We start from the raw sequence: 22,827 nt of genomic DNA on the forward strand, positions 1-22,827 counted from the left end.
CCCCCTTGTATATACTGTTAAAGGCCTTTGGCTGCGGCAATAAAGCGGCGGATTTTGTCCGGGTCTTTTTTTCCCGGCTGCCCGTCCTTTTCCACTCCGCTGCTGACGTCCACCCCGTAGGGCTGCACTGTAACTACGGCCCGGCCGACATTCTCCGGCGTTAGACCGCCTGCCAGGATGAGGGGACGGGAAAGCTTTAAACCGGCGGCCAGCTGCCAGTCAAAGGGCCGCCCGGTGCCCCCCCTTTGACCGGCCACAAAGGTATCAAGCAATATGGCATCTGCCGGATGACCGGACAACTCTACCGGGTCGATTTCATCACCAACCCGGAAGGCCTTGATCACCCTGCGGCCCAGGGCGCGGCAGTAGTCCGGGGATTCGCAGCCGTGCAGCTGGATCGCGTCCAGCCCGCAGTATTCCGCCACGGCCCGCACTTCTTCCAGCGGAGCATCTACAAATACTCCCACCCGGGTGATGAAAGGCGGCAATTCTCTGCAAATCCGGCAGGCCTGGGACGGGGTAATGCGCCGGGGACTGGGAGCAAAGACAAAACCGAGGGCATCCGCTCCCGCTTCAGCGGCCGCCAGGGCGCTGGAAATATCAGTGATGCCGCAGATTTTTACCCTTACCATGGAACGATACCTTCCCCCAGCAGTTCTTTCACCTTTCGTTCTACATCACCGGCTCTCACCAGGGCCTCTCCCACCAGGGCCGCATCCACCCGGCAGCGGGCCAGGGCCAGCATATCCTCTCTGGAATTAATGCCACTTTCGCTGACCACCACCACTCCGGGGTCGGTGATTTTCTCCCGCAGGCGGAAGGTAGTGCTGAGATCCGTGGAAAATGTGTGCAGGTTCCGGTTGTTAATGCCGATGATGGTGGCTCCAGATGCCCGAGCGCGCTCCAGTTCTTCTGCAGTGTGCACTTCCACCAGGCAGCTCATGCCCAGCTCACCGGCCAGTGCTTGAAAGGTGGTCAACTGCCGGTCATTGAGCGCCGCGACAATAAGCAGGACGGCATCTGCCCCCAGGCAGCGGGCTTCGTATATTTGATAAGGGTCGATGATAAAGTCCTTGCACAAAAGAGGCAACGGGCTTTCCCGGCGCACCAGGGGCAGGAACGCGCGATGCCCCCGGAAAAAGCGGTTATCGGTAAGTATGGAAATGGCCGCGGCACCGGCCCGGGTATAAATCCGGGCTGTTTCTACCGGTTTCATGCCTTTTACCAGCCAGCCTTTAGATGGTGATGCCCGCTTGATCTCGGCTATGAGGGTCACTTTCCCGGGCCGGCGCAAGAAACTGCCCAGGGGCCTGGTGGGTCCAAGCGCCTGGACCCTGTCAATTAACCGGGAAAGGGGGCGCATTTCCCGGCGGGATTGAATCTCCCGGTGTTTGTGGGCAATAATTTTCTCCAGGATCAAAGGCTGACCACCTGCCTGCCGGACCGGCGGGTGAAAGCCACCAGTTCGTCAAGCTTTCCTGCAGCCGCACCGCTGTCAATACTGGCGGCGGCCAGGGCCAGACCCCCGGCCAGATCCCCGGCCTTGCCGGCAGCCACCAGGCCCAGAGCGGCATTAAGGAGCACGGTATCCCGGCAGGGACCGGGAGCTCCCCGGAGTATTTCCCTGGCCAGGGCCGCATTGTGTTCCGGGCTGCCCCCGGCCAGGGCCTCCACGGGAACGTAAGAAAAACCGTAATCGGCCGGATCCAGGGAATATTCCCTGATTTCTTCTTCCCGCACTTCGGCCACCACTGCCGGGCCGGCCGGGGAGATTTCGTCCAGCCCCCCCGCTCCGTGCACTACAAAGGCCCGCCTGGTCCCCAGCCGGGCCAGTACCCGGGCGATAACGGGTACCAGTTCCGCACTGTACACCCCTATAATCTGGGCTTTTGCTCCGGCAGGATTGGTTAAGGGGCCAAGGACGTTAAAGACCGTGCGAATGCCTATTTCCCGCCGGGGTCCCGCCGCATGCTTCATGGCTTTATGCAGAACCGGGGCAAAAAGGAAGGCCATTCCTACCCTGTCCAGGCACTCCTCCAGGTCCGCGGGAGATAACTCCAGATTTACCCCCAGTGCTTCCAGCACGTCGGCAGACCCGCAGCGGCTGGATACGGAACGGTTGCCGTGTTTTGCTACCGGAACCCCTGCCCCGGCCAGCACGAAGGCGGCGATGGTGGAAATGTTAAAGGTGTTGGCCCCGTCTCCCCCCGTGCCGCAGGTGTCCACCAGCAAGGGGTGTCTGGAACGAACCGGCGTGGCGTGACGGCGCATGGACCGGGCGAAGCCGGTAATTTCTTCTATTGTTTCCCCTTTAAAACGCATGGCAGTGAGCAGCGCGGCAATCTGTGCCGGGCTCGCCTGCCCGGTCATGATTTCATCCATTACCTGTTCCGCCTCTTTTTCGGTCAGACTTTGCCCGGCCACTGCCCGGCTGATGGCTTCTTTGATCATCTTCACTCGTCTCCCCTCAGCTAAAGTTAAATCGCTTCAGGCGGTCCACCGGCCACCCCGGCACCGCAGGAAGTTGGCCAGCAAATCCCGCCCGTATTCCGTAAGGATGGATTCAGGATGGAATTGCACTCCTTCAACGGTAAATTCCCGGTGGCGTAAACCCATGATTTCCCCTTCCACCGTCCAGGCACTTACCTCAAGGCAATCGGGTAAGTGATGCTTATCCACCACCAGGGAATGATAGCGGGTAGCCGTGAAAGGGGAGGGCAACCCGTGAAAAATGGTCCGGCCGTCGTGATGGATGGCTGAGGTTTTGCCGTGCATCAACTGATGAGCCTGAACAACGCGGCCGCCAAAGGCCTGGCCTACGGTCTGGTGGCCCAGGCACACCCCCAGGATAGGTACTTTCCCGGCCAGGTTTTTCACCAGCGCCAGGGAAATCCCCGCCCCGTCGGGGTTTCCGGGACCGGGGGAAATGACCACGTGGGTGGGGTTTAAGGCTCTGATTTTATCCAGGGTGATCTGATCGTTACGCCTTACCTCGACGGGTACCCCGAGTTCCCCAAAATACTGCACCAGGTTATAAGTAAAGGAGTCATAGTTGTCGATCATCAGCAGCTTCACCTTTTCACCTGCCGTTAGCCTGAACTGTTCGAGCCTTACCGGTGCAGCAAACATTGTTCTCACCCCTCATTTTCCAGGCCAAGGGTTTGCAGCAGTGCCCGGGCTTTGTTCAGGGTTTCCTGGTACTCCCTTTCCGGTACGGAATCGGCCACAATGCCCGCCCCCGCCTGCACGTAAGCAGAACCCCTGTAAAAAGTGACGGTGCGGATAGTGATGGCTGTATCCAGGTTGCCGTTATACCCCAGGTAACCCACGGCACCGGCGTATGGACCGCGGCGTAAGGGTTCCAGCTCTTCGATAATCTCCATGGCCCGTACTTTGGGTGCTCCGGAAACCGTACCGGCCGGAAAACAGGCCTTAAAAGCATCAAAGGCCGACGCATTGCGGGCCAGAACGCCCCGTACCGATGAAACGAGATGCATGACGTGGGAATATTTCTCGACGCTCATGAACTGGGGCACGGTTACGCTCCCCGGGGTGCATACCCGGCCCAGGTCGTTGCGCCCCAGGTCCACCAGCATTACGTGTTCCGCCCGCTCCTTGGGATCGGCCAGCAACTCCGCCGCCAGCGTTTCATCTTCTGCAACGGTAGCTCCCCGGGGGCGTGTGCCCGCAATGGGCCGGGTTTCTACCGTATCGCCTTCCACGCGTACCAGCATCTCCGGTGAAGAACCGGCCATTACTACTTGCCCCAGGTTCAGGTAATACAGGTAGGGGGAGGGGTTAATGCGGCGCAGCCGCCGGTAAACCTGGAAGGGATCTCCGTTAAAGGGTACCTGCAAACGCTGGGAAAGAACCACCTGCAGGATTTCCCCCTGCCTGATATATTCCTTGGCCTTTTGCACCAGGGATACAAATTCCCCCCTGGTCAGGTTGGTGCTTATAATGGAGTTTGCATCTCTGTTCGTTGAGGAATATTCATTAACGGCCCTTTGTTGAAATTGATGCGAGTTTAATTTCCCACCCGGTCCCGGCCCACCGGCAGTGTTCCTGCTGGCAGGGGAACCGTTAATTAACCGGTATATTTTTTCAATAGTTTTTATTGCCTGGAGGTAGGCGGTTTGAGGTTCTGGTCCGGGCTGTGTGTTCACCACCACCCTCAAGGTGTGGCGCAGGTGATCCAGAATGAGCACGGTGCCGGTTAAAAGCAGGATCATGTCGGGCAATCCCAGGTCATCCGTGGCCGCCAGGGGCAACCTCTCCAGCCAGCGCACCAGGTCGTAGCCAAAGTAGCCCACTGCACCGCCGTAAAAGCGGGGCAACTCCGGCAGGTGGGGACCTCGCAAATGGCTCATCAGTTGCTCAACAATGACAAAGGGGTTTCCTTCCAGATAATACCTGTATCCTGAACCACCTGATATAATTCCGCCTGTACCGTTGGATAACAACGACCCCATCTCCGGACGGTATGCTATTATACATTCTCTTCCAACTGACTTAATGGCATCAAGCAGACCGGAAGAATTTTTTGCCCCAAGGATAATCTCCCCCAGACCGTCCTTCTGGCAGTACACGGCCAGGGGATCAAAACCAATAAAGGAGTAGCGGGCCAGCTTTTCACCACCCTCCACACTTTCCAGAAGAAAGGAAGGTCCTTCGGTGGCCAGCCGGGAAAAAAGGGAAATGGGTGTTTCCATATCCGCCTCCCATTCGGCACTCACGGGTACCAGCCGGTAATGGCAGGCCAACTGCAAGTATTCTTCTTCCGAGGGAAAAATCAAACTTAAAACCCCCCCTTGCCCTAAAAGCAAAAAACCGGCGCTCCAATGAGCGCCGGCAGTCCACACCCGCACAAAGACTCGCCACGCCTCAACTGAAGCTCCCCTAAACTCAGCTCTGCTAACTCGGCTAAAAACCTAGCACCATATTTAGCTAAGGGTACCTTACCACGAAGAACATGTTTTGTCAAGGGGTCAATTTCCCCGAGTCCGTATCAAGATTCATCAGGTAACTCTGTACTGAAAGATATACTCGCCCGCCGTTTGCACGCACTCGCTCCGTTCCCCAGCACTCACCGGATACAGGTATCTGCGTAGGAATTGAAGCTGTACGTAGTTGGTAATCATTGATTCCACAGAGCTCTGGTTGCAGTGAGTGCTGGGTCAAGGTCGCTCGCCTCGTGCAAACGGCGGCCATTTTATCCTCTTCTGGTGGCGTTGAATGCGTCATGGGCACCTTATATTCTTTACGGTGCCCTTACTGGGGAAGTAAATCGGTGCGCAGTTGCGCAGCTTCCCGCAGATAAACGTGCTTGATTTCCCGCTGGGAGCGGGTTGTGTTCACGTGAACCAGTACCCTTATGCACCGGGGCAGGCGCCCCGGCACATCAATCTCCCGGGCACATAAAAGGGGTACGTATTTCCACCCCAGCAGTTCCCGGGCTGCCGTAGCCGGAAATTCAGCATTAAGATCGGCAGTAACGGTAAAAAAGGCACTGGCAATGTCCTCGGGGTCAAGATCGTTTTCCGCCATAATGGCCTGCAACAGTTCTCCCGTGGCCTGAATGATATCCTCAGCCGTATTCCGTTCTACCGTTATGGCTCCCCGGATACCCCGTACGTATGTTTTTGCCATCCTGCCATCCTCCTGATAATAAGATAACTGCAATTACATGACATTTTAAACGCGATTATTATTTTAATTAAGAAGAAACCGCCCTGTGCCCCAGCCCTACAGCCACTTCATCCAGGTGTAAAAGTCCTACCCCAAAGAAAACGGCAACACTGATATGATCCTGGTACCGGGCAATACCTATTTTGCCCCCTACGTTTAAACCGATGGCCTTGGGCATGATCTGGGAGAGGGCCTCCCGGGTTGCTCCGGCCACTGCTCCTTCTTCGGCGTGGACTTCCCTGATCACGCCTTCCCGCTTGGCGGCTACCACCGCCCGCTCGGTAATCTTGTTTACCGAAGAGATAAAATCACCACCATAATCCACGGCTGCTGTTTTGAAACCCTCCCGGGCAAAACGGGACTTTAACTCCCGCTCCTGCTCCCTGTCCTCGCTCAAAGCCATGGTCAGGGCTGCCCGGGCCACCTGCCTGCTTCCCGGCGAGAACATCCTGCCCACCTCCATTAGGGCCATGACACCTGGACCGCTGGTAAAAACATTATAGGACAACCAGGGCAAAAAAACAACAAGGCGTAAACCTGCAGCATCTTCACTTTCAGCTGACGTCGGCTTTCGGTTCGCTCCCTTCCCCGCACCGGACGGGGCCCCCGCGGCTTCCCCCGGTGGCCCGGTGGCTTTTTTCCTTCAATGGTAACATCAAAGCCGTAAAGTGGTTCTCGTGCTTTCTGAAGAAAATCACTTCACGTTGTACTTGCGTTCCAAATGCTGGCGGTAGCTTTTAAACTCTTCGAAAATGCGAAACATAAGCCTTTCTATTTCATACTTGTTTAATGATAAGGCACCGGGGGCAATAATTTCGATTTTGCGAAATTCATCCCGGGCGACAAAACGAACCAGATCTTCAAGGGTATCGGCGGTTAACTGTAAAACCACCGGGGCATAGGCAACTTCCTGGTTGTTTACGTCGTCGTAGACAGTATAAACATCCAGACTTAAATCCACGTCCTCAATGTGTATACCCTGTATGGGTACGTTGCGCAGTAAGGCCAGCTGCTGCTCCCGGGCTTCTTCTGCAGCCTTATCGGTTGATTTACCGCCAAAAAAAAGACGGCCGGGTCGCCCTACTCCTTTAAAATCCAACCTCACTTTAGCTTTGATCCCGGTGGTGAGGTCTTCCAAAACTTCACCCCCCAGCAAAAAAAATACGCATTTTTTGTTATTTCGCTGGGGGCCGGGAAATTCCTGCCGAATGGTACATTATATCCCGAGTCCTGCCGCCTGCCGTAACTGCCGGATCTCCTCCCGGGTTAAAAAGCGGTACCGGCCGGGCTTGAGTCCCTTCAGGGTGAGGGAACCGATACGAATTCTTTTTAATCGAAGCACGGGATGGCCGATATGGGCGCACATCCTTCGTACCAGGCGCTTTTTACCTTCGTGGATGGTGATTTCCAGAAAGGCATTGCCGTTTTTCTTCCCCACCAGGCGTACTTTAGCCGGCGCTGTAGGGCCGTCTTCCAGTACAAGGCCGCCGGCCATGCGGTCAAGTTTGTCATTGCCGGGGAGGCCCTTTACCAGCACCAGATAGGTCTTTGGTACCTGGTGACGGGGATGGGTAAGGGCAAAGGCCAGCTCCCCGTCATTGGTCAGCAAAAGTAATCCCTCACTGTCGTAATCAAGCCGTCCTACAGGATATACCCGTAACTTTATCCCCCGCAGCAGGTCCATTACCTTGGGCCTGCCCTGGGGGTCCTTAACCGTGGTCACATAGCCCCGGGGTTTGTTCAGCAAAATATACACTTTCTCTTGCGGTTGGCGGGGCAAAACACGGCCGGCCACTTCGATAGTGTCCTTTTCGGGATCCACCCGGGTTCCCAGCCTGGTCACCACCTGCCCGTTTACTTTAACCATGCCGGCAGCAATCAGTTCCTCGCAATGCCTTCGCGAGGCCACCCCGGCCCGGGCCATCACTTTCTGCAGGCGCTCCATGGGCATCACCCCAGGAGCATTTTACCACAAAACAGGGCGAAAGATTCAGGGGGGTTTACCTCACCTGAACAACTGGTTGACAATAAACACCGAGGCCACCAGGCTGGTGAGATCAGCGGCCAGACCGGAGATGATGGCGTAGCGGTAGCGGGTTATCCCCACGGAGCCGAAATAGAGGGTCAGGACATAAAAGGTGGTGTCGGTGCTTCCCTGCATGGTGGAAACCAGGCGGCCGATAAAACTGTCCGGCCCGTGGGTGGCAATGAGATCCGTGGCGATCCCCAGGGCGGCGCCGCCGGACAGCGGGCGCATCACTGCGTGGGGCAGCACCTCGGGAGGAAAACCCAGGGGGTCGAGGATGGGGGAAAGGGCGTGCACCAGGACTTCCATGGCCCCGGAAGCCCTGAAAATACTGATGGCCACCAGCATGGCTACGAGATAGGGGATGGTTTTGACGGCCGTGGTAAAGCCTTCCGCCGCCCCTTCCACAAAGGTTTCAAAAACGGAAACACCCCTTAACATGGCAACCAGGGGTACCAGGAGCAAAGTCAGCGGGATTGCCCAGCGGGAGATTTCAGCAATTATTTCGTACAAAGCACCCACCACCGTTTATAAACAGATTATGTCCTCACCATTTCAAGAGATTCTTCACGATCACAGGATTGCTGCGTAGTTCTTGCTTAATTTACTAATTTACAAATAAAGGCTCCGTTATCCCTCTTCGCTTTAGTTCTATGAAAGAAGTGGACAAGATAGAACTGCCTTAGAAAGCCAACCCTTGTGGAAGTAAGCTGGCAGCGTAAATTATCGGAAGATTTAATTACGGCAAGAACAGGGTTGGCGTAGGGGTTTTTAATGTTTGCCTGGAAGCTGTGGAGGTTAAAAACAGATATCCGTAAGCGCCGTAGATCCTGAAGTTCTCCTGGCGGGCACCTCCGGCCGCGACAGAAAAGCCCTTTTTATTACACTATTATCCCATATTTTTATAGCAAAGAATCTGGAAAGTATTTAGAGTAAATCTGAATAGAGGAAATCACCCCTTCCCCTTCTTCACTGTCTAACCAGTAAGGCTGCCAGTTTTTTACCCTGACGGGTATAAGGGCATATTGTTTTTGTTCTCCTTTGATAATCAGTTGAAATACAAAGGTGTCGTGTTCACGCCTGCTATTTCCGCCAAAAATAAAGTTGCCCAGGGAATAGACAATCACGCCGTTTTTATATCTTTCTATTCCTTGTAAAACGTGGGGGTGGTGGCCAATGATTAAATCGGCCCCGGCATCAATTGCTTGATGAGCAAGACGGATCTGGTAGGGTTCAGGGTAATGAGCTCTTTCCACTCCCCAGTGAAAGTTTACCACCACCACATCGGCTTTTTGTTTTAATTTTTTAATATCCTCTATGATGTACTGTTCATAACAGGGGCTGGTGCCCGGCTTACTGGTTGTAGCCGCGTAATCTTTACCGCCAAAATAGCCCAAAAAACCAATTTTCTTTTGCTTTAAAGAAAAAATCACCGGATTTCTGGCTGCCTTGAGATTTTCTCCTGCCCCTACATGCTTTATGCCGGCGGCATCAAGAAAATTCAAAGTATCAAGAATACCCTGCGGACCGTAGTCGCCAACATGGTTGTTGGCCAGATTGACAATATCCACCCCTCCCTTTAAAAGCACCTGAATATATTTAGGATTCATGCGGAAGTTAAATTGCTTGGGCACCTTTTTACCTCTGGTGGTAACAGGGTTTTCCAGGTTGAGCATGGTTATGTCCGCCTGCTTAAAAGATGGGAAAAGGGCAAAGGGATAGTCAAAATTGTCTTTTACAAATTCTTCAAAAAACCAGGCCAGGGTGGTATCGCCGGCAAAGTTTAAAGTAATTTCTTGTTCTTGACTAGCCGGATATTTTATCTCTACTGTTTTGTTTTGGAATTTTACTTCCCCGCCTAAAAACTCACTGATAAAACGTAAGGGCACAAAAAGCCGCCCATTTTTCATCCGGGCAGGAACATCAAGGCAAAATACTCTGCCCCCGGCCCAGATAACTTTTGAGCCCGGGATTACTTCTATAGTTATTTGTTCTTTTGTTAACGTGGCCCTTTGTCCATTCCATTTAACTTCGGCGCCAGCTGCTTCGCCGATTACCTGCAAGGGAACCAGTACCCGGCCGCCTTCTATAAAGGGGGCAGCGTCAGAAAAGACAACCCGGTTATTTAATTTTATGGTTATTTCTGATTCGGCCAGGGAGATGCCTGGCAATATAAGTATGGAAAAGAAGATTATTAATATTTTTATTGCATTGTTAACCGCCATAAGGTATCCCTTATAAATTTTTATTCACCACCTTAATATTTTTTTAGAAAGGAAAATAAGCTATTTTCACCCGTGAGTTGCGATCACAATTATCATGGCCCTTAATCTGAAATAAAGTTTGTTATTGCGGTTCTTATTTTTGCTGCGTCCTGCCGGTGCGCGTGAGTATTAACCCGGGCTGTTACCCTGGTTAAATCAACCTGGCTGCTTTCCTTTAGTTTATATTTTAGCTTTAAAGCAATAATCCGCCGCAAGGATTCTTTTAAGCGCTGCTCGTCTATTTCCCCTCTTCGCACGGCGGCCAGCAGAGCGTCATAAGCTTCCTTTTGTTTTTCCGGGGTGTGGCAGATCAGGAGCAGATCGGCCCCTGCCTTTACCGCCCGAACAGCCAGTTGGCCGGTGGAATTTTCCTTGTTTACGGCCCCCATTTCCAAATCATCGGTGATGATTAAACCCTGGTAGCCCAGCATTTCTCTTAAAATTACCGTCTGGATGAAAAAAGATAAGGAAGCCGGGTTCCGGGCATCCAGGGCCGGATAACGGGCATGGCTGACCATAATCATTTCCACGTTTTCTTTGATGGCCTGGCGAAAGGGAAGCCAGTCATTCTGGTAAAGGGTGGCAAAGTCAGCTTTTATTTCTGCCGGTTTTTCGTGGGGATCGACAAGGATCCGCCCCAGGCCGGGAAAGTGCTTGACGCAGGGAATTACCCCTCCTTTTTTTGCCCCGGCAACGGCGGCAGCCCCCAGTAAAGCCACCTGTTGCGGGTCGTTGCCGTAAGAGCGGCGGGCCATGAGGCTTTTTTCAGAAGCCACGTCAATCACCGGGGCCAGGTTTACGTTTATGCCGGTGGCTTTTAGCTCTTCTGCTACATCCCGGGCGGCCAGTTCTGCTGCCCGGGGGGAAGCCAGCCTGCCCAGCTCAAAAGGAGCGGGAAAAGCTGTAAGTCCTGTTTTAAAGCGGTTTACCTCCCCGCCCTCCTGGTCAACAGCAATAAACAGGGGAAGATCACCGTTGGTCTGAGCCATGTTTTGCAGCTGGTTGGTGAGCCTGGCTACCTGAAGAGGATTTTCTATGTTGCGGGTAAAAAGAATAACTCCCCCGATATGTCTTAGGTTAATCATCCGGCTGATGTAATAATCCGGCTCTTTCCCGTTAAAACCAACCACTAAGAGCTGCCCCACCATTTCTTCCGGCTCCAGGGAGTTAATTATTTCTTCTACTTCTCTCATCAAGAGCGGATTTTCTTTGCCCCCGGAACTGCTGTTTTCCTTAAGCACGTTTGGGGCGGGAGGATACTGCAGGATGGGAGCTTCTTTAACATAAGCCAAACCGGCCAGCGCCTTATCTTTAATCTCTTTAGAGTAAACCAGGGCTGTCAGAAGGAGAATAATGACAGCCAGAAAGATTAACTTATTCGTAATACTCGGCAACTTTTTTAATCTGCGGCTCATCTAACTTCCACTCCCCCCACTCCTTTACCAGCTGCCATTTTCCGGCCCATTCCCTGATTAAAATTTTCCCTTCCCCGGTATTGTCTTTTGAGGTCAGGTTAATTTCTGCCGTGGCCTGGAAAGGAGAAAGATAAGTAACTTTTACCCTGTCCACGGTATCGGAAATAGTATGGGGAAAGCCTTTAACCCAGTTTTCTAAAGGCACTTTGCTCTGGTATCTTGTGGAAAAGTAGCTGTATGCCAAAGCAAGATTGTCAGGAATGTTTTCGTAATGGCCGTAGATAGCCATTTCTATCCTCTTTATTTCCCCGGCGAGATCGGCCACTCCACCCGCAACCCGTTCCACTTCCACCTTCGCCGCAGTGATGACCACCGGGCCGGAGTTGCTTTTATTACCGCAGTTGTCGTAGGCAAATGCTTGGAAGGTATACTCCCCCTCTTCTTTTGTTGACCATTTATAAACAAAAGGTTCACCTTTTTCAAACTGCTTAACCAGAGCGCCATTTAAAAATAACTCTACCTTTTTTAACCTGCGGTTGTCGCTGGCAGCAATCTCAATGCTTTCCTGGGCTGATTTTCCCGGCAGAAGAACAACTTGTTTGTCGCCGGCCGGGGAGGTAATCATGACCTGGGGAGGTCTGGTATCAAGGAAATAACCCTGGAAATACCCCCAGGCAAAACCCCCGCCTGCAAGCAGGATGATGACTATGAAGGCGAGGATAATCCACGGAGCCCTGCGGCTTTGTAAAACCGCAGGGTGGGCAGGCAAAGGTGGCTTTTGAAAAGAGGCGACTTTTTGAGATCTGCCTGGTTTTTCAGTCTCCGCCTCCGGCAGGATTTTTTGCCCGCAGCGGCCGCAAAATTTCTGGCCGGGCCTGGTTAAGGGAGCCTGGCAGTGGGGACAATACCCAAAGGCTTCTCCTATCCTGGCTGCGTCCCCGGTTTTCTTTTCTTCTGCTGGTTGCTTTGCTTCGGTAGCCCCTTCAGGAAGAAGCGCTCCTCCGCACCGCGGGCAAAATCTGGCCCCTTCCCCGGTAATTTCAAAACTGCAGTGGGGACATTTATTCACCTCTTGACACCCCTCTTCAGAAGTCGGTTAGCTCCGCTTCCGGCCGCAGTTCTGGCAAAAAAGGTCGCCGGGAGAAAACTCATGGCCGCAATCCGGGCAGAAACTCTCTTCTTTGCCGGCGGCAATCTCTTTTAACGGCTCAACCGGCGGGGTAAACGTCTGGGAAGCAGCTTTTCCCGGTGCTCCCGCCAGGGTTGGATAAACCGGACCGGAAACCAGGCCAGGAGTTAAAGCAAGGCGCCTTTCGTATTCTTTTAATTCAATAATCCTTCTGGTCATCCGGGGGTGGGTGGCGTAGAGCTCGTAAATGAAACCCATAACCGGAGGCACAAATTTTTCCTGGGCGGTAAAGGCTTCCGGGTCAACTGCAGCAGCCAGCGCTTCGCTCCCCAGGGTCAGGGCGAGAAGGGCCCTTCCCGCGGCTTTGCTGTTCCCGGCCAGGATCATTCCTACCCGGTCGGCGCTGAGCTCGCAGGCCCGGCTGTAGGCGGCCCCCAGGAAGGGAATCAATCTGGAAGGAAATAACAAAAAGTTCTTCCAAATACTCACGTGGCCTAAGGCATGGTGGGCCAGTTCGTGGCCGATGATCATTTTAAGTTCTTCGTAAGCGCTTCTTCTTAATATTAAATCAACCAACTCGCCGTAAAGTAAGACGTATCTCCCGGACAAAAACCTTATGGCCAGCGCATTTAAAGCTCCCTGGCCGCTTAAAACAAACACGTCGGGAACTTCAGTTAAATTGAGTTCCCTGGCAATTTCTTCTACTATTTCAGCCACTTTGGGGAACTGCTCTTTGCTTACCCTGACGGCATTGCCGAAAACTTGCGCCTTAAAATACTGTCCTGTGAGCCAGTAAACAAATGTCAAAATAATCAAGTAAAAAATTGTACCAAATAACATAACACCGAATGACAAGATTACACCTATAAGCCACCAAATAACAAGGCCAAGCCAGACAACTCCCCCTACTATGCTGCCGATGGTCAGATACAGCGCTTCTTTTTCGTGCCGCAAGGCAGAAAGATTTAACATGGTCTTTCTCTCCTTTGCAAAAAGGATTGGCCTGCATGTTAATTTCCTTGGGGAAGTAGGGTCATATGTAAAAGAGTTCCCGCAACCACTAGACCAGCACCTCCTTTTTTTCAAGTATTTTCGGTAAAAAATTAGGATTTCCCTCCCTTTGCAGATAATTTTGGAAGCAAAAAACCGGGCATTCAACCATACCCGGCTTAAAATTTTCGTGCTGTTGTCGGGATTGCCCAGCAGGAAATTTCGTTAATCAGTTCATACACGGCGGATCACTCCTGGCGACCGTAGAAAATACGCAGCATCCGGTCCATAATTACGGCCACGGTCATTCCGCAGGCCGTGGCAAAGATGGTTGTCCCCACGATAGCCGTGGGATCGGTAGAGCCGTACATCACCCGGATACCGATGATGGTGGTGGGAATGAGGGTAATGCAAGAGGTATTGAGGGCCAGGAAGGTACACATGGCGCCGGTGGCCGTTCTGGGATCGCCCCGGTTTAATTTTTGCAGCTCCTGCATGGCTATGAGACCCATGGGGGTAGCGGCATTACCAAGCCCCAGAATGTTGGCGCTCAGGTTCATGATAATGGCACCCATGGCTGGATGGTTGGCCGGAACGCCGGGGAAAAGAAACCTGGTTACGGGCCTGACCAGGCGGGCCAGGGCGCGCACCAATCCGGCGGCTTCGGCCAGCTTCATAATGCCCAGCCAGAAGGTGATTATGGCAATAAGATTTAAAGAGGTTTTTACCGCTTTATCCGCCCCTTCCAGGGCCGCCCTGGTCACCACCTCTACCTGCCCGTTGGCCCCGGCCACCAGAATGCCAAAGACAATCATCCCCAGCCAGATATAGTTGACCATTCCTGTCACCCCCGAAAAAACCTCTGCTCTTTATTTTTCAGTTTTATGAGGGGAGGCCGGGGAATAGAACCGGTCGGGTTAATGTTTCCTCCAGTGGAAATATATCTACCGTAAGAGTTTTTCCCTATAAATGTCAAGCAAACCCAGCCGGGCCACCCGCTCCCGGATGGCCTGGACGTCAGTGGTATATAATCCCCGCTCCTGCATGCGCTGGAAGTAGACCGAACCGGAAAAGGTATATTTTTTCTTCAGCCCCCCGGGTGTTTTCATTTCCCGGTGCATGAAAGCAATGATGTCTCCGGTAGCCAGGTCACCGGGCAGGAAAAGGGGTTTTTTGCCGGCAAGATAGCGGACCGCATTGTATCCAGCCAAAAACCCGGTGGCAATAGCTTCGGTATGCCCAACCAGCAGCCCGGTTTTTTCGCCCGCACAGAAAAGATTTTCTACACCTTCCACCTGCAGGGCATCATTACAGGGGGCAATGGCCATAAACCGGATGGAGTTTCCTTTGCTGCCGGAATAGGGGTCGGCATAACGGGCCTGCTGGAAACCCTCCAGGTTCCGTAACACTTCCAGGGGGAAATAGGGTGTCATCAGCTTGGCGTGACCTGTATCCAGCAAGACCAGGTTGCGGGCGAATTCTTCCAGGTTATATTGCTGGCAGGCCTTTTTGGCCAGCAACTCGTGTTTCTGAAGATGTTCGGGCAGGGGGAGCACCACCTTGCCTTCCCTTTCCAGCCTTTCCACCAGCCATGGAGCCAGGGACTTTTTGTCCAGTTTACAGGAGCCGCTCATGGCCTCAAAATGGGGGAACCCGTCACCGGCCCTGATTTCTTCAATGCCTGCTCTGGCTGTCAGGCTTACCCGGGGGCCGAAGGCTGGACAGCGTAATATGCACATGGCGCACCCGGAACCGTACCGGGAGCAATTCTTAATTGGACCGGCAGTGCCAGTGGTATCAATGAACACATCCCCGGGGATGTTATTCCCCTGGGCCGTGTAGACCCCGGTAATAATGCGGTCCCTTTTGAAGACCCCTATCACCCTTTTCTGCAGCTGTACATCAATGCCCATATCCAAAAGAGCCCGGCGTATTACCGGTTCAATTCTGGTCACATCGTAAAGGGTTGCGTGGCGGTGGCCGGGAAAATCCAGCCAGCGGTGCCTGGCCACGCCCTCGATATGCCGCAGGAAGTCACCGGCTCCCATGGCCCATACTTCTTCCAGGGCCGTAAAACGGCCGTTGTTACGCATTATTCCACCTACCAGGCCGGTACCCAGGAGCATATCGGTCTTCTCCATCAGGATGACCCGCGCGCCGGCCTGAGCCGCTGCAAAGGCTGCCGCACATCCCGCCCAACCGCCGCCGACGACGATAACCATTTCCCGCACCCCCACCTTGTGTTCATTTTTGCCAGTATATTCCGAAGGCAAGCAAAAGGTCATTGATCAGGGGCAAACGGTTGAGGACACAAAAAAAGCCCGCCTTTCTCGGACGGACTTTTACGTTTTGACGCCCCAATGGTTGCGTCACATCGGCGGAATGGTTGCTCCGGGGGGCGGCGGTGGAGGAGACATGGGCACCTGGTTGCGGTTGTGTTCCCGTTTAAACATGGATTGTATCTGGGAAACCAACTGGGGAGCCAGGTCGATAAGGCGGTCAATTACGGCATTGCCATCCACGGGCAAAAGGCGGACCTGGCCCTGTCCCACCACCAGAAATCCCACCGGCTGGACCGATACCCCTGCCCCGCTGCCTCCACCAAAAAACGGGAGCTGCTCACCGTCGTGGGCCTGCCGGCCCTGGGCTTCCAGTTCCAGTTCCCCTCCGCCGGCGCCAAAGCCACAGGCCACCCGGGAGACGGGTATGATTACTGTTCCATCGGCTGTTTCCACGGGGTCGCCCACCACCACGTTCACATTCACCATTTCCTTGATGCTTTCCATGGCCGTTTTCATTAAACCTTCAATTGGATGTTCCGGCACCTGCATCTCACCCCTTGAGGAGTCTAGTAAAAGGCAAGGCCTTTCTCAAACCATCGCGGATGAATACGAAAGCCAGCTTCACTGCCGTAACCATAATATGGCCCAACCGGATGGTAAATATGCAGTGAATCAAAAGCCCGAAGGATGAGCCGGTGAAGTGAGGCACCACGGCTACTTCGGGCAGGACGGATTTTTTGCTGACCAGCCGGTAAAGGGCCGCCAGAACAGCTCCTTTAATGGACCACAGCCCTCCCACAGCCATGCCGGTATGGGCGGCGTCGGGCAGGCCGACAAGGGTTCGCCATTCAAACCGGCGGAGTTCGGTACGGTGCAGGAGAAACTCCAGGGCAGGCCATACTTTTTGCCCTAAATGGATATAGCTGATCAGGCGGCGGAACAGCTTTAAAGTTTCACCGGCAGGGTTCTTTTTCTCTTTTTCCGGCAAAACACCCCGTGGTTCCTTCATTACCGCCTTGGACCCGGGGGCCGGTTTTGGCGGGCGCTCCCGGGGTATAAGCTGGTATTTAATATCGAACCAGGTGCTGACCACCAGGGACAGGCAATGGTCCTGTCCCCGGCGGCGGTAATACAGCTCCAGGTTCAGGGGTACCATAACGAGAACACAAAACAGGAAAAAGAAAATTAAAATCAGCCACCACAACCACACACCAAACACCACCGGTCATATTTTCCCGCCGGCCTTCAAATGTATGCGAAGGAGTGAATATACAGTAAAACCGTTTTGACGAGGATGCGGCGCTGTCCGGAGCGAACGACTTGTGAAGCGCCGGTAACAGCACCCGCCCAGCACTCACTGGGATATCAGGTCTTTCTAAGACCGGATGTATCAATTGAACTTGAAACACCAGGAGCGGACTCGTGTTTTAGTGAGTGCTGGGCCGCATCCAACGCAAAGGAAAATGGCCGGGAAGTTAAACATGCACTTTCCGGCCACCGGCAGACTTCTACTCCAGGATGATTATTTGAGGGTTACCGGTACCCGGGCCAGGCTTTGCTCCTTGCCCCGGGCCGGGGCTACTATTTCCACAAAGCCCTTCCTGGGGGAAGAGGGAGGCCCATAGCTAAGGTAAGTTTCGAAATCGGTGAAACTCTCCCGTCCAACAGCAATGGTTTTTTCCGATAGGATCATGCCCCCTTCATCAACCAGACGAATCCGCACCTCTCCGGCGGAATGCCTGGCCCGGCCCACTACCTTTACCGGGCTGGTGATTTCCCGGCCCGGGGCGGGTTCATCTATGCTTGCTTCCCCCTCCACCCGGGGGGTCGTTTCCGGGGAACCAGCCGGAGCAGGTTTTGCAGCGGGCTGCGGCCCGGCAGCCGGCATCTGGCCAGGCCCGCGACCCTTCTCCCGGGTATATTGAAAAGCCACGCCACTTACCGGCCGGTCCAACCGGCCCACCCGCACAACAGTAAAAACGGGAGCGTTGGAGGCCGTTTGCCCCGGATCGTGCCTGGTGTATCTGGCCTGCACATCCAGCCAGCTGAAGTTCGCCCTGGGATTGCGCTGGCGGATTTCAGTGACTTCCGCCCTGTACTCCCTGTTACGGGGACTCATGCTGAACAGCAGGTAAAGGTCATTCCCCGCCCGCACCCAGGTGCTGGCATCGGTGTTTTCCAGGGCTTTGGCCACATCCTTGATCTCGTCCGGTGCCTTGGCCAGGTCCGTTTGCTCAAAGGAAACCCGGGTAGTTTCGGGAATAACCACGGTCCGGGGTTGAGCCGGCGGAGCCGGTTTTCTGGCAACGGTGCAACCGGCCATGCCCCAAACCAAAAGCAGAGAGACAGTAATCAAAAGTGACCTGCGCAAATTAAATTCCCCCTTTCGGCAACATTGTTTACCGGATAGGGGGAAATCATGCATCTAGATTTGCATGGCCTCCCGCACCATGGCCATGGTTCTTGCCGCTTCTGCCCGGGCCCGCCGGGCGCCTTCGGCAAGCACCTCTTCGACATAGCCGGGACGGCTGGTTATCTGGCGTCGCCGCTCCCGCAAAGGAGCCAGCACGGCCTCCAGGGATTCAGCCAGCAACTTTTTACAGGCCACACAGCCCACCCGGCCTGCCCGGCAGTCCTCCTCGATTTCGGCCATCCGGTGGCCGGTATAAATGCCGTGGTACTTGTGCACCACGCATACCTCCGGGTGGCCGGGATCGGTTTTGCGAATGCGGGCCGGGTCGGTAATCATGGCGTTTACCCGCCCCCTGATTTCATCCAGCCCGGCCATCAGGCCTATATCGTTGGCGTAACTTTTGCTCATCTTGCGGCCGTCCACGCCGGGAAGAACGGCCACACGGGACAGTTTGGCCTGCGGTTCCGGGAAAATGGGACGGTAAAGGTGGTTGAACCGCCGGGCCAGTTCCCGGCACAGTTCCAGGTGGGGAAGCTGGTCCTCGCCCACGGGCACGGCATCGGCCCGGTAAAGCAAAATATCCGCAGCCTGCAAAACAGGGTAGCCCAGGAAACCGTAGGTCATAATATCCCTGCCCTGTTGTTTGAACTGCTGCACCTGATCCTTGTATGTGGGCACCCTTTCCAGCCAGCCCAGGGGAATAATCATGGAAAAGAGCAGGTGTAACTCTGCCGTTTCGGGGACATCCGACTGGACGAAGATCACGCTTTTTTCCGGATCAAGACCTACAGCCAGCCAGTCGGCGATCATTTCCCGGACATTGTCTTTGATTCCGGCGGTATGTTCAAAAGCCGTGGTCAGGGCGTGCCAGTCGGCGGCAAAAAAGAAGCACTGGTTGTCCTTCTGCAGTTCAATCCAGTTCTCCAGCACGCTCAGGTGGCCGATGTGCAACCGGCCGGTGGGACGCATGCCGCTTAGAATTCTTTGTGCAGGCATTGGTATGGTATCTCCTTTCTATCATCCTTTGCGTTAAGAAACCAGGAAGGCAATGGCTTTCGCCAGACCGATAAGGGCATTGTACAGGGGAATAATGATCCACCTGAGCACCTTCCCGATAATACCGGTAAATAATAATAGCAAAAGGATAATTGTACCATAGCTTTCCAGCATATAAAGCCACTGCTGCCTGCCAGGCAAGAGCCCGGCCAGTATTTTCGAACCGTCCAGCGGGGGAACCGGTAGAAGGTTAAAGACTGCCAGGATGACATTGATGTGTATAATTTTTAAAACAATCTCCTGGCCATAGGGCAGCTTCCACGCCCCCAGGCCCAGGGCTACCGCCCCGGCTGTTGCCAGCAACATATTGGCAGCAGGCCCGGCCAGGGAGACCAGCATTATGCCCTGGCGCATGTCGCTGCGGAAATTATAGGGGTTGACGGGCACCGGTTTAGCCCAGCCAAAACCAACGACAAAGAGCATGATCAAGCCGATAACATCCACGTGGGCCAGGGGGTTCAAGGTCAGCCGGCCCTGGTAGCGGGCCGTGGGATCCCCCAGGCGATCGGCCACCCAGCCGTGGGCCAGTTCGTGGAAAGTAAGCCCCAATACAATGGCCGGCAGCATGATGCCCATTTCGTATAAGCTGGGGAGGTTAATCATGGGAATCCTCTCCCTGGTGGCGGCGCAGAAATTCCTGCACAAACGCCTTTTCTTCTTCGGTGTTTTTCACCAGGCCGTCCAACCGGGCCCGCCAGACCGCATCCAGGGCCCTGCGGAAAATGGGCCCGGGCCGGTAGCCCAGATTCTTAATGTATGTACCATCGACGGTTGGCTTCTCTCGCAGGAGTACGAGCAACTGCCGGAAGCGTTCCTTCAACCACTCCTCATCCAGAAGGGTAAGAATGAGGGGGTGGGCCTCCGGAGGCAGAAGGAGAAGGGCCCGGGCCAGCTCACTGGTGCGCACCCCATCACGCAGGCACAGCCGGGATAAAACTGGACGCCAGTTGGCCAGGGTGGCCAGAACCTTTCCGGTCTGGCGCTTGTTCAAATGGTAGCGCTCACACAGGCTCCGGGCTGTTTCCGGGTCGGTCCAGTGCAGGGCGGCAATAAAATAACAGAGCCATGGTTCATTCACCGGGGGAAAGCCCCATTCTTCCAGCAGTTGCATGGATTCACCCAGATCATGCAGCACCGGCTGTACTTCCCAGTAAGTTACCCCGTGGAAAGCAAAGGGCCATATGCCCAGTTGATGCAGGCGCTCCAGCATTCTCCCGGCTCTTTCTTCCATCAGGATGTGCTTCAATTCCTCCCACAAGCGTTCGGCAGAAACGCGGGCGAGAACTTCCCGGCGCACGGCCTCCTGCACCAGTTTCAAGGTTTGGGATTCGATTTTGAACCCGTAGCGCTGCTCAAAGCGCACGGCCCGCAACAGCCGGATGGGGTCCTCGATAAAACTCAAGTTATATAATACCCGGATCAGCCCCTGCTGTAAATCCTGGCGCCCGCCGAAAAAGTCTATCAGATCGCCGAAGTGTTCCCCGTTTAAGTCAACGGCCATGGCGTTAATGGTAAAGTCCCGCCGGTAAAGGTCATGGCGTACGCAGGAACTTTCCACCCTGGGCAGGGCTGCCGGGTATTCGTAAAATTCCACCCGCGCCGTGGCCACATCAACCTTGAATCCATCGGGGAACAACACTTCCGCGGTGCCAAATTTGCGGTGGGCGCGTACCTGGGCACCGTAGGCCCCGGCCAGGGCTTCAGCCAGGGCTATGCCGTCCCCTTCCACCACCAGATCTATGTCGAGATTGCCCGCTTTAAGCAATATATCCCGTACCACCCCGCCGGCGGCAAAAACCCGGTAGCCAAGACGGGCGGCAATTTCCCCGGCCCGGCACATAATCTCCCATTCCCTGGGGCCCAGCACCTGGTGCATGAGCTCGGAAATATTTGCCCCGGCGGCAGGCAGGTGACCGGAGTAAATGGCCCGGTAACGGGTGGGAAAATCGCCGTGCATGGTACGCAGGACATCGGTCCGGGAAACAATACCCACCAGGCGCCCTTCCGACACCACGGGTACGCGCCCGATATCGTGTTCAATCATCAGTTGTTGCACTTCGGCCACGGGAACGTCGGGAGTTACCCAGACCACATTCTGGCTCATAAAACCCTTTACCGGAGCATGTCCCAAACCATGGAGGTTGGCCTTTTCCACATCCCGCCGGGATATCACACCTACCAGCCGGTCCTTTTGTACTACGGGCAGGCCCGTATGGCCGTAGCGCATCATGATGCGACCGGCTTCCTTAATGGTAGTTTCGGGAGTAACGGTTTTAACCGGGCTGGACATGATCCCCGCTGCCGTCAGGGGGGGACGCACCTTTTGCTGGATGATTTTCATGAGTGTCTCTGCCACCTGGTTTAGAGGTGCCCCTTTAATGGTGGCCGAGGCTGCCGCCGGGTGGCCGCCCCCTCCAAAGGGGCCCAGAATTTCGGCAACATCCACCTGGGCCACGTTACTGCGGCCGACTATGTGTACCCGGTCCTCCATTTCCACGACAGTAAATACCGCATCCAGCCTTTCGATTTCCGAGATGGTATGGGCGAGCGGGGCCAGGCCGACCACAAATTCTTCCACCGATGCGGTGGCCAGGAGGATCTTGACCCCGTTGACCTGGTGGCGGCGGGCAGAAAGCAGTAAAGATTTGAGCAGGGACTTTTGTTCTTCGGTCATGGGCCGGCCGAGAAATTCGGCCACCACTCCCAGGTTGGCCCCCCTTTCCAGAAGATAGGCCACCGCCGCCACGTCCCGGGGAGTAGTACTGGTAAAAACTAAAGAACCGGTATCCCCGTAAATACCCAGGGCCAGAATTGTGGCTTCCAGGGGGGTTAAGGGTACGTTTTGCTCCCGTATTTTTTCCACCAGCAGGGTGGCGGTGGCCCCCACCGTCTCCACCACTTCCACCGTGCCCCGCACATCCCCTTCGGCCCAGGGATGGTGATCGTAAATATGTACTTCTACCCCGCGGCGGTTTAACACTTCCGCCAGCTTGCCCAGCCGCCTGGGGTTTTTCGTGTCCACCAGCACCACCCGCCGCACCTTTTCCAGCTGGATGTCCCGCAGGCTGGACACGGCCAGGGCGTCCTTGTGCAAAGCCATAAATTCCTCTACGTTCCTGGAAAGCTTACCCGGGAAGACCATCACGGCTTCGGGATATAGTTTCTGGGCTCCCACCATGGCAGCCAGGGCGTCCAGATCCGTATTGGTGTGGGTGGTAATAATATCCATGGACGGCTCCTCTCTCCTAGACCTCGTGGTACACTATTTTTTGATTATATCATACTCTTCTTTCTTCGTAACCCAAAATACTCCTTCGCAGCCCCCGCTGTAAATGTTCAGCGAACCAGGTTGGATGCGCCCAGCACTCACTAAAATATGACTTTGCTCCCGGTGCTTCAGGTTTAACTGACACATCCTGTTTTGGGAAGAACCAGTTTCCCGGTGAGTGCTGGGTCCTCGCTCACTCCAGTGCTTCGCGTAAGATGTGCGCCGTATCCTCGTCATTACGGTTTTGCTGAACATTCACCCCCCGCTTTTACCAGCTTTGGACCTTTCGCTCCGCC

The 22,827-nt window shown here is 54.6% G+C and carries 22 protein-coding genes; all 22 read right to left on the reverse strand.

The window, feature by feature from the left end; genetic code table 11:
* Positions 1-17: 17 nt before the first annotated feature.
* A complete protein-coding gene (locus J2Z49_RS03925) occupies positions 18-632 on the reverse strand; it encodes a phosphoribosylanthranilate isomerase (protein ID WP_307400010.1) in 615 nt (204 codons plus the stop codon).
* Positions 626-1,420, reverse strand: coding sequence for an indole-3-glycerol phosphate synthase TrpC (gene trpC, locus J2Z49_RS03930; RefSeq protein ID WP_307400012.1), 795 nt, complete (start codon positions 1,418-1,420; stop codon positions 626-628). Before trpC ends, J2Z49_RS03925 begins: the two co-directional genes overlap by 7 nt.
* Complete coding sequence (trpD, locus tag J2Z49_RS03935) at positions 1,417-2,451, reverse strand: anthranilate phosphoribosyltransferase (RefSeq protein WP_307400014.1); 1,035 nt, start codon at positions 2,449-2,451, stop codon at positions 1,417-1,419. The genes trpC and trpD overlap by 4 nt, the downstream gene beginning before the upstream one ends.
* 36 nt (positions 2,452-2,487) lie before the next feature.
* A complete protein-coding gene (locus J2Z49_RS03940) occupies positions 2,488-3,129 on the reverse strand; it encodes an anthranilate synthase component II (RefSeq protein ID WP_307400015.1) in 642 nt (213 codons plus the stop codon).
* A gap of 5 nt (positions 3,130-3,134) precedes the next feature.
* The gene (locus tag J2Z49_RS03945; RefSeq protein WP_307400018.1) at positions 3,135-4,796 is read right to left on the reverse strand and encodes an anthranilate synthase component I family protein; all 1,662 of its coding nucleotides are present in this window, start codon (positions 4,794-4,796) and stop codon (positions 3,135-3,137) included.
* Between the two features lie 475 nt (positions 4,797-5,271).
* Positions 5,272-5,649 (reverse strand): chorismate mutase, encoded by a 378-nt coding sequence (aroH, locus tag J2Z49_RS03950; RefSeq protein ID WP_307400020.1) that lies wholly within the window; start codon positions 5,647-5,649, stop codon positions 5,272-5,274.
* Between the two features lie 67 nt (positions 5,650-5,716).
* Positions 5,717-6,136: a HutP family protein gene (locus tag J2Z49_RS03955; RefSeq protein WP_307400079.1), complete on the reverse strand. Its 420-nt coding sequence runs from the start codon at positions 6,134-6,136 to the stop codon at positions 5,717-5,719.
* Between the two features lie 246 nt (positions 6,137-6,382).
* The gene (locus J2Z49_RS03960) at positions 6,383-6,826 is read right to left on the reverse strand and encodes a hypothetical protein (protein ID WP_307400022.1); all 444 of its coding nucleotides are present in this window, start codon (positions 6,824-6,826) and stop codon (positions 6,383-6,385) included.
* Positions 6,827-6,904: 78 nt separating this feature from the next.
* On the reverse strand, positions 6,905-7,639 hold the full coding sequence (locus J2Z49_RS03965; protein ID WP_307400023.1) for a pseudouridine synthase: 735 nt from the start codon (positions 7,637-7,639) through the stop codon (positions 6,905-6,907).
* A 54-nt stretch (positions 7,640-7,693) separates the two neighbouring features.
* Positions 7,694-8,227 (reverse strand): spore maturation protein, encoded by a 534-nt coding sequence (locus J2Z49_RS03970; protein ID WP_307400024.1) that lies wholly within the window; start codon positions 8,225-8,227, stop codon positions 7,694-7,696.
* Between the two features lie 389 nt (positions 8,228-8,616).
* On the reverse strand, positions 8,617-9,939 hold the full coding sequence (locus J2Z49_RS03975) for a CapA family protein (RefSeq protein WP_307400026.1): 1,323 nt from the start codon (positions 9,937-9,939) through the stop codon (positions 8,617-8,619).
* 101 nt (positions 9,940-10,040) lie between these two features.
* Positions 10,041-11,372, reverse strand: coding sequence for a beta-N-acetylhexosaminidase (gene nagZ / locus J2Z49_RS03980; RefSeq protein WP_307400027.1), 1,332 nt, complete (start codon positions 11,370-11,372; stop codon positions 10,041-10,043).
* Positions 11,353-12,462 (reverse strand): Ig-like domain-containing protein, encoded by a 1,110-nt coding sequence (locus J2Z49_RS03985; RefSeq protein WP_307400030.1) that lies wholly within the window; start codon positions 12,460-12,462, stop codon positions 11,353-11,355. The genes nagZ and J2Z49_RS03985 overlap by 20 nt, the downstream gene beginning before the upstream one ends.
* A gap of 27 nt (positions 12,463-12,489) precedes the next feature.
* Entirely contained in the window at positions 12,490-13,494 is a 1,005-nt protein-coding gene (locus J2Z49_RS03990) for a M48 family metallopeptidase (protein ID WP_307400031.1), read from the reverse strand.
* A gap of 266 nt (positions 13,495-13,760) precedes the next feature.
* The gene (locus tag J2Z49_RS03995; RefSeq protein WP_307400033.1) at positions 13,761-14,351 is read right to left on the reverse strand and encodes a nucleoside recognition domain-containing protein; all 591 of its coding nucleotides are present in this window, start codon (positions 14,349-14,351) and stop codon (positions 13,761-13,763) included.
* Positions 14,352-14,456: 105 nt separating this feature from the next.
* Entirely contained in the window at positions 14,457-15,734 is a 1,278-nt protein-coding gene (locus J2Z49_RS04000; protein WP_307400081.1) for an FAD-dependent oxidoreductase, read from the reverse strand.
* 147 nt (positions 15,735-15,881) lie between these two features.
* Positions 15,882-16,343: a GerW family sporulation protein gene (gene ytfJ, locus J2Z49_RS04005; protein ID WP_307400035.1), complete on the reverse strand. Its 462-nt coding sequence runs from the start codon at positions 16,341-16,343 to the stop codon at positions 15,882-15,884.
* 1 nt (position 16,344) lies between these two features.
* Positions 16,345-17,013 (reverse strand): DUF2953 domain-containing protein, encoded by a 669-nt coding sequence (locus J2Z49_RS04010; protein WP_307400037.1) that lies wholly within the window; start codon positions 17,011-17,013, stop codon positions 16,345-16,347.
* Positions 17,014-17,316: 303 nt separating this feature from the next.
* Positions 17,317-18,165 carry a Gmad2 immunoglobulin-like domain-containing protein gene (locus J2Z49_RS04015; protein WP_307400039.1) on the reverse strand — a complete coding sequence of 283 codons (849 nt, stop codon included), beginning with the start codon at positions 18,163-18,165 and terminating at the stop codon, positions 17,317-17,319.
* A gap of 54 nt (positions 18,166-18,219) precedes the next feature.
* Positions 18,220-19,203: a tryptophan--tRNA ligase gene (gene trpS / locus J2Z49_RS04020; RefSeq protein WP_307400041.1), complete on the reverse strand. Its 984-nt coding sequence runs from the start codon at positions 19,201-19,203 to the stop codon at positions 18,220-18,222.
* A 33-nt stretch (positions 19,204-19,236) separates the two neighbouring features.
* On the reverse strand, positions 19,237-19,866 hold the full coding sequence (locus tag J2Z49_RS04025) for a site-2 protease family protein (RefSeq protein ID WP_307400043.1): 630 nt from the start codon (positions 19,864-19,866) through the stop codon (positions 19,237-19,239).
* Positions 19,859-22,492 (reverse strand): CBS domain-containing protein, encoded by a 2,634-nt coding sequence (locus J2Z49_RS04030; RefSeq protein ID WP_307400046.1) that lies wholly within the window; start codon positions 22,490-22,492, stop codon positions 19,859-19,861. The genes J2Z49_RS04025 and J2Z49_RS04030 overlap by 8 nt, the downstream gene beginning before the upstream one ends.
* Between the last annotated feature and the right edge of the window lie 335 nt (positions 22,493-22,827).

The organism is Desulfofundulus luciae (assembly GCF_030813795.1).
Taxonomy (GTDB): Bacteria; Bacillota; Desulfotomaculia; order Desulfotomaculales; family Desulfovirgulaceae; genus Desulfofundulus; species Desulfofundulus luciae.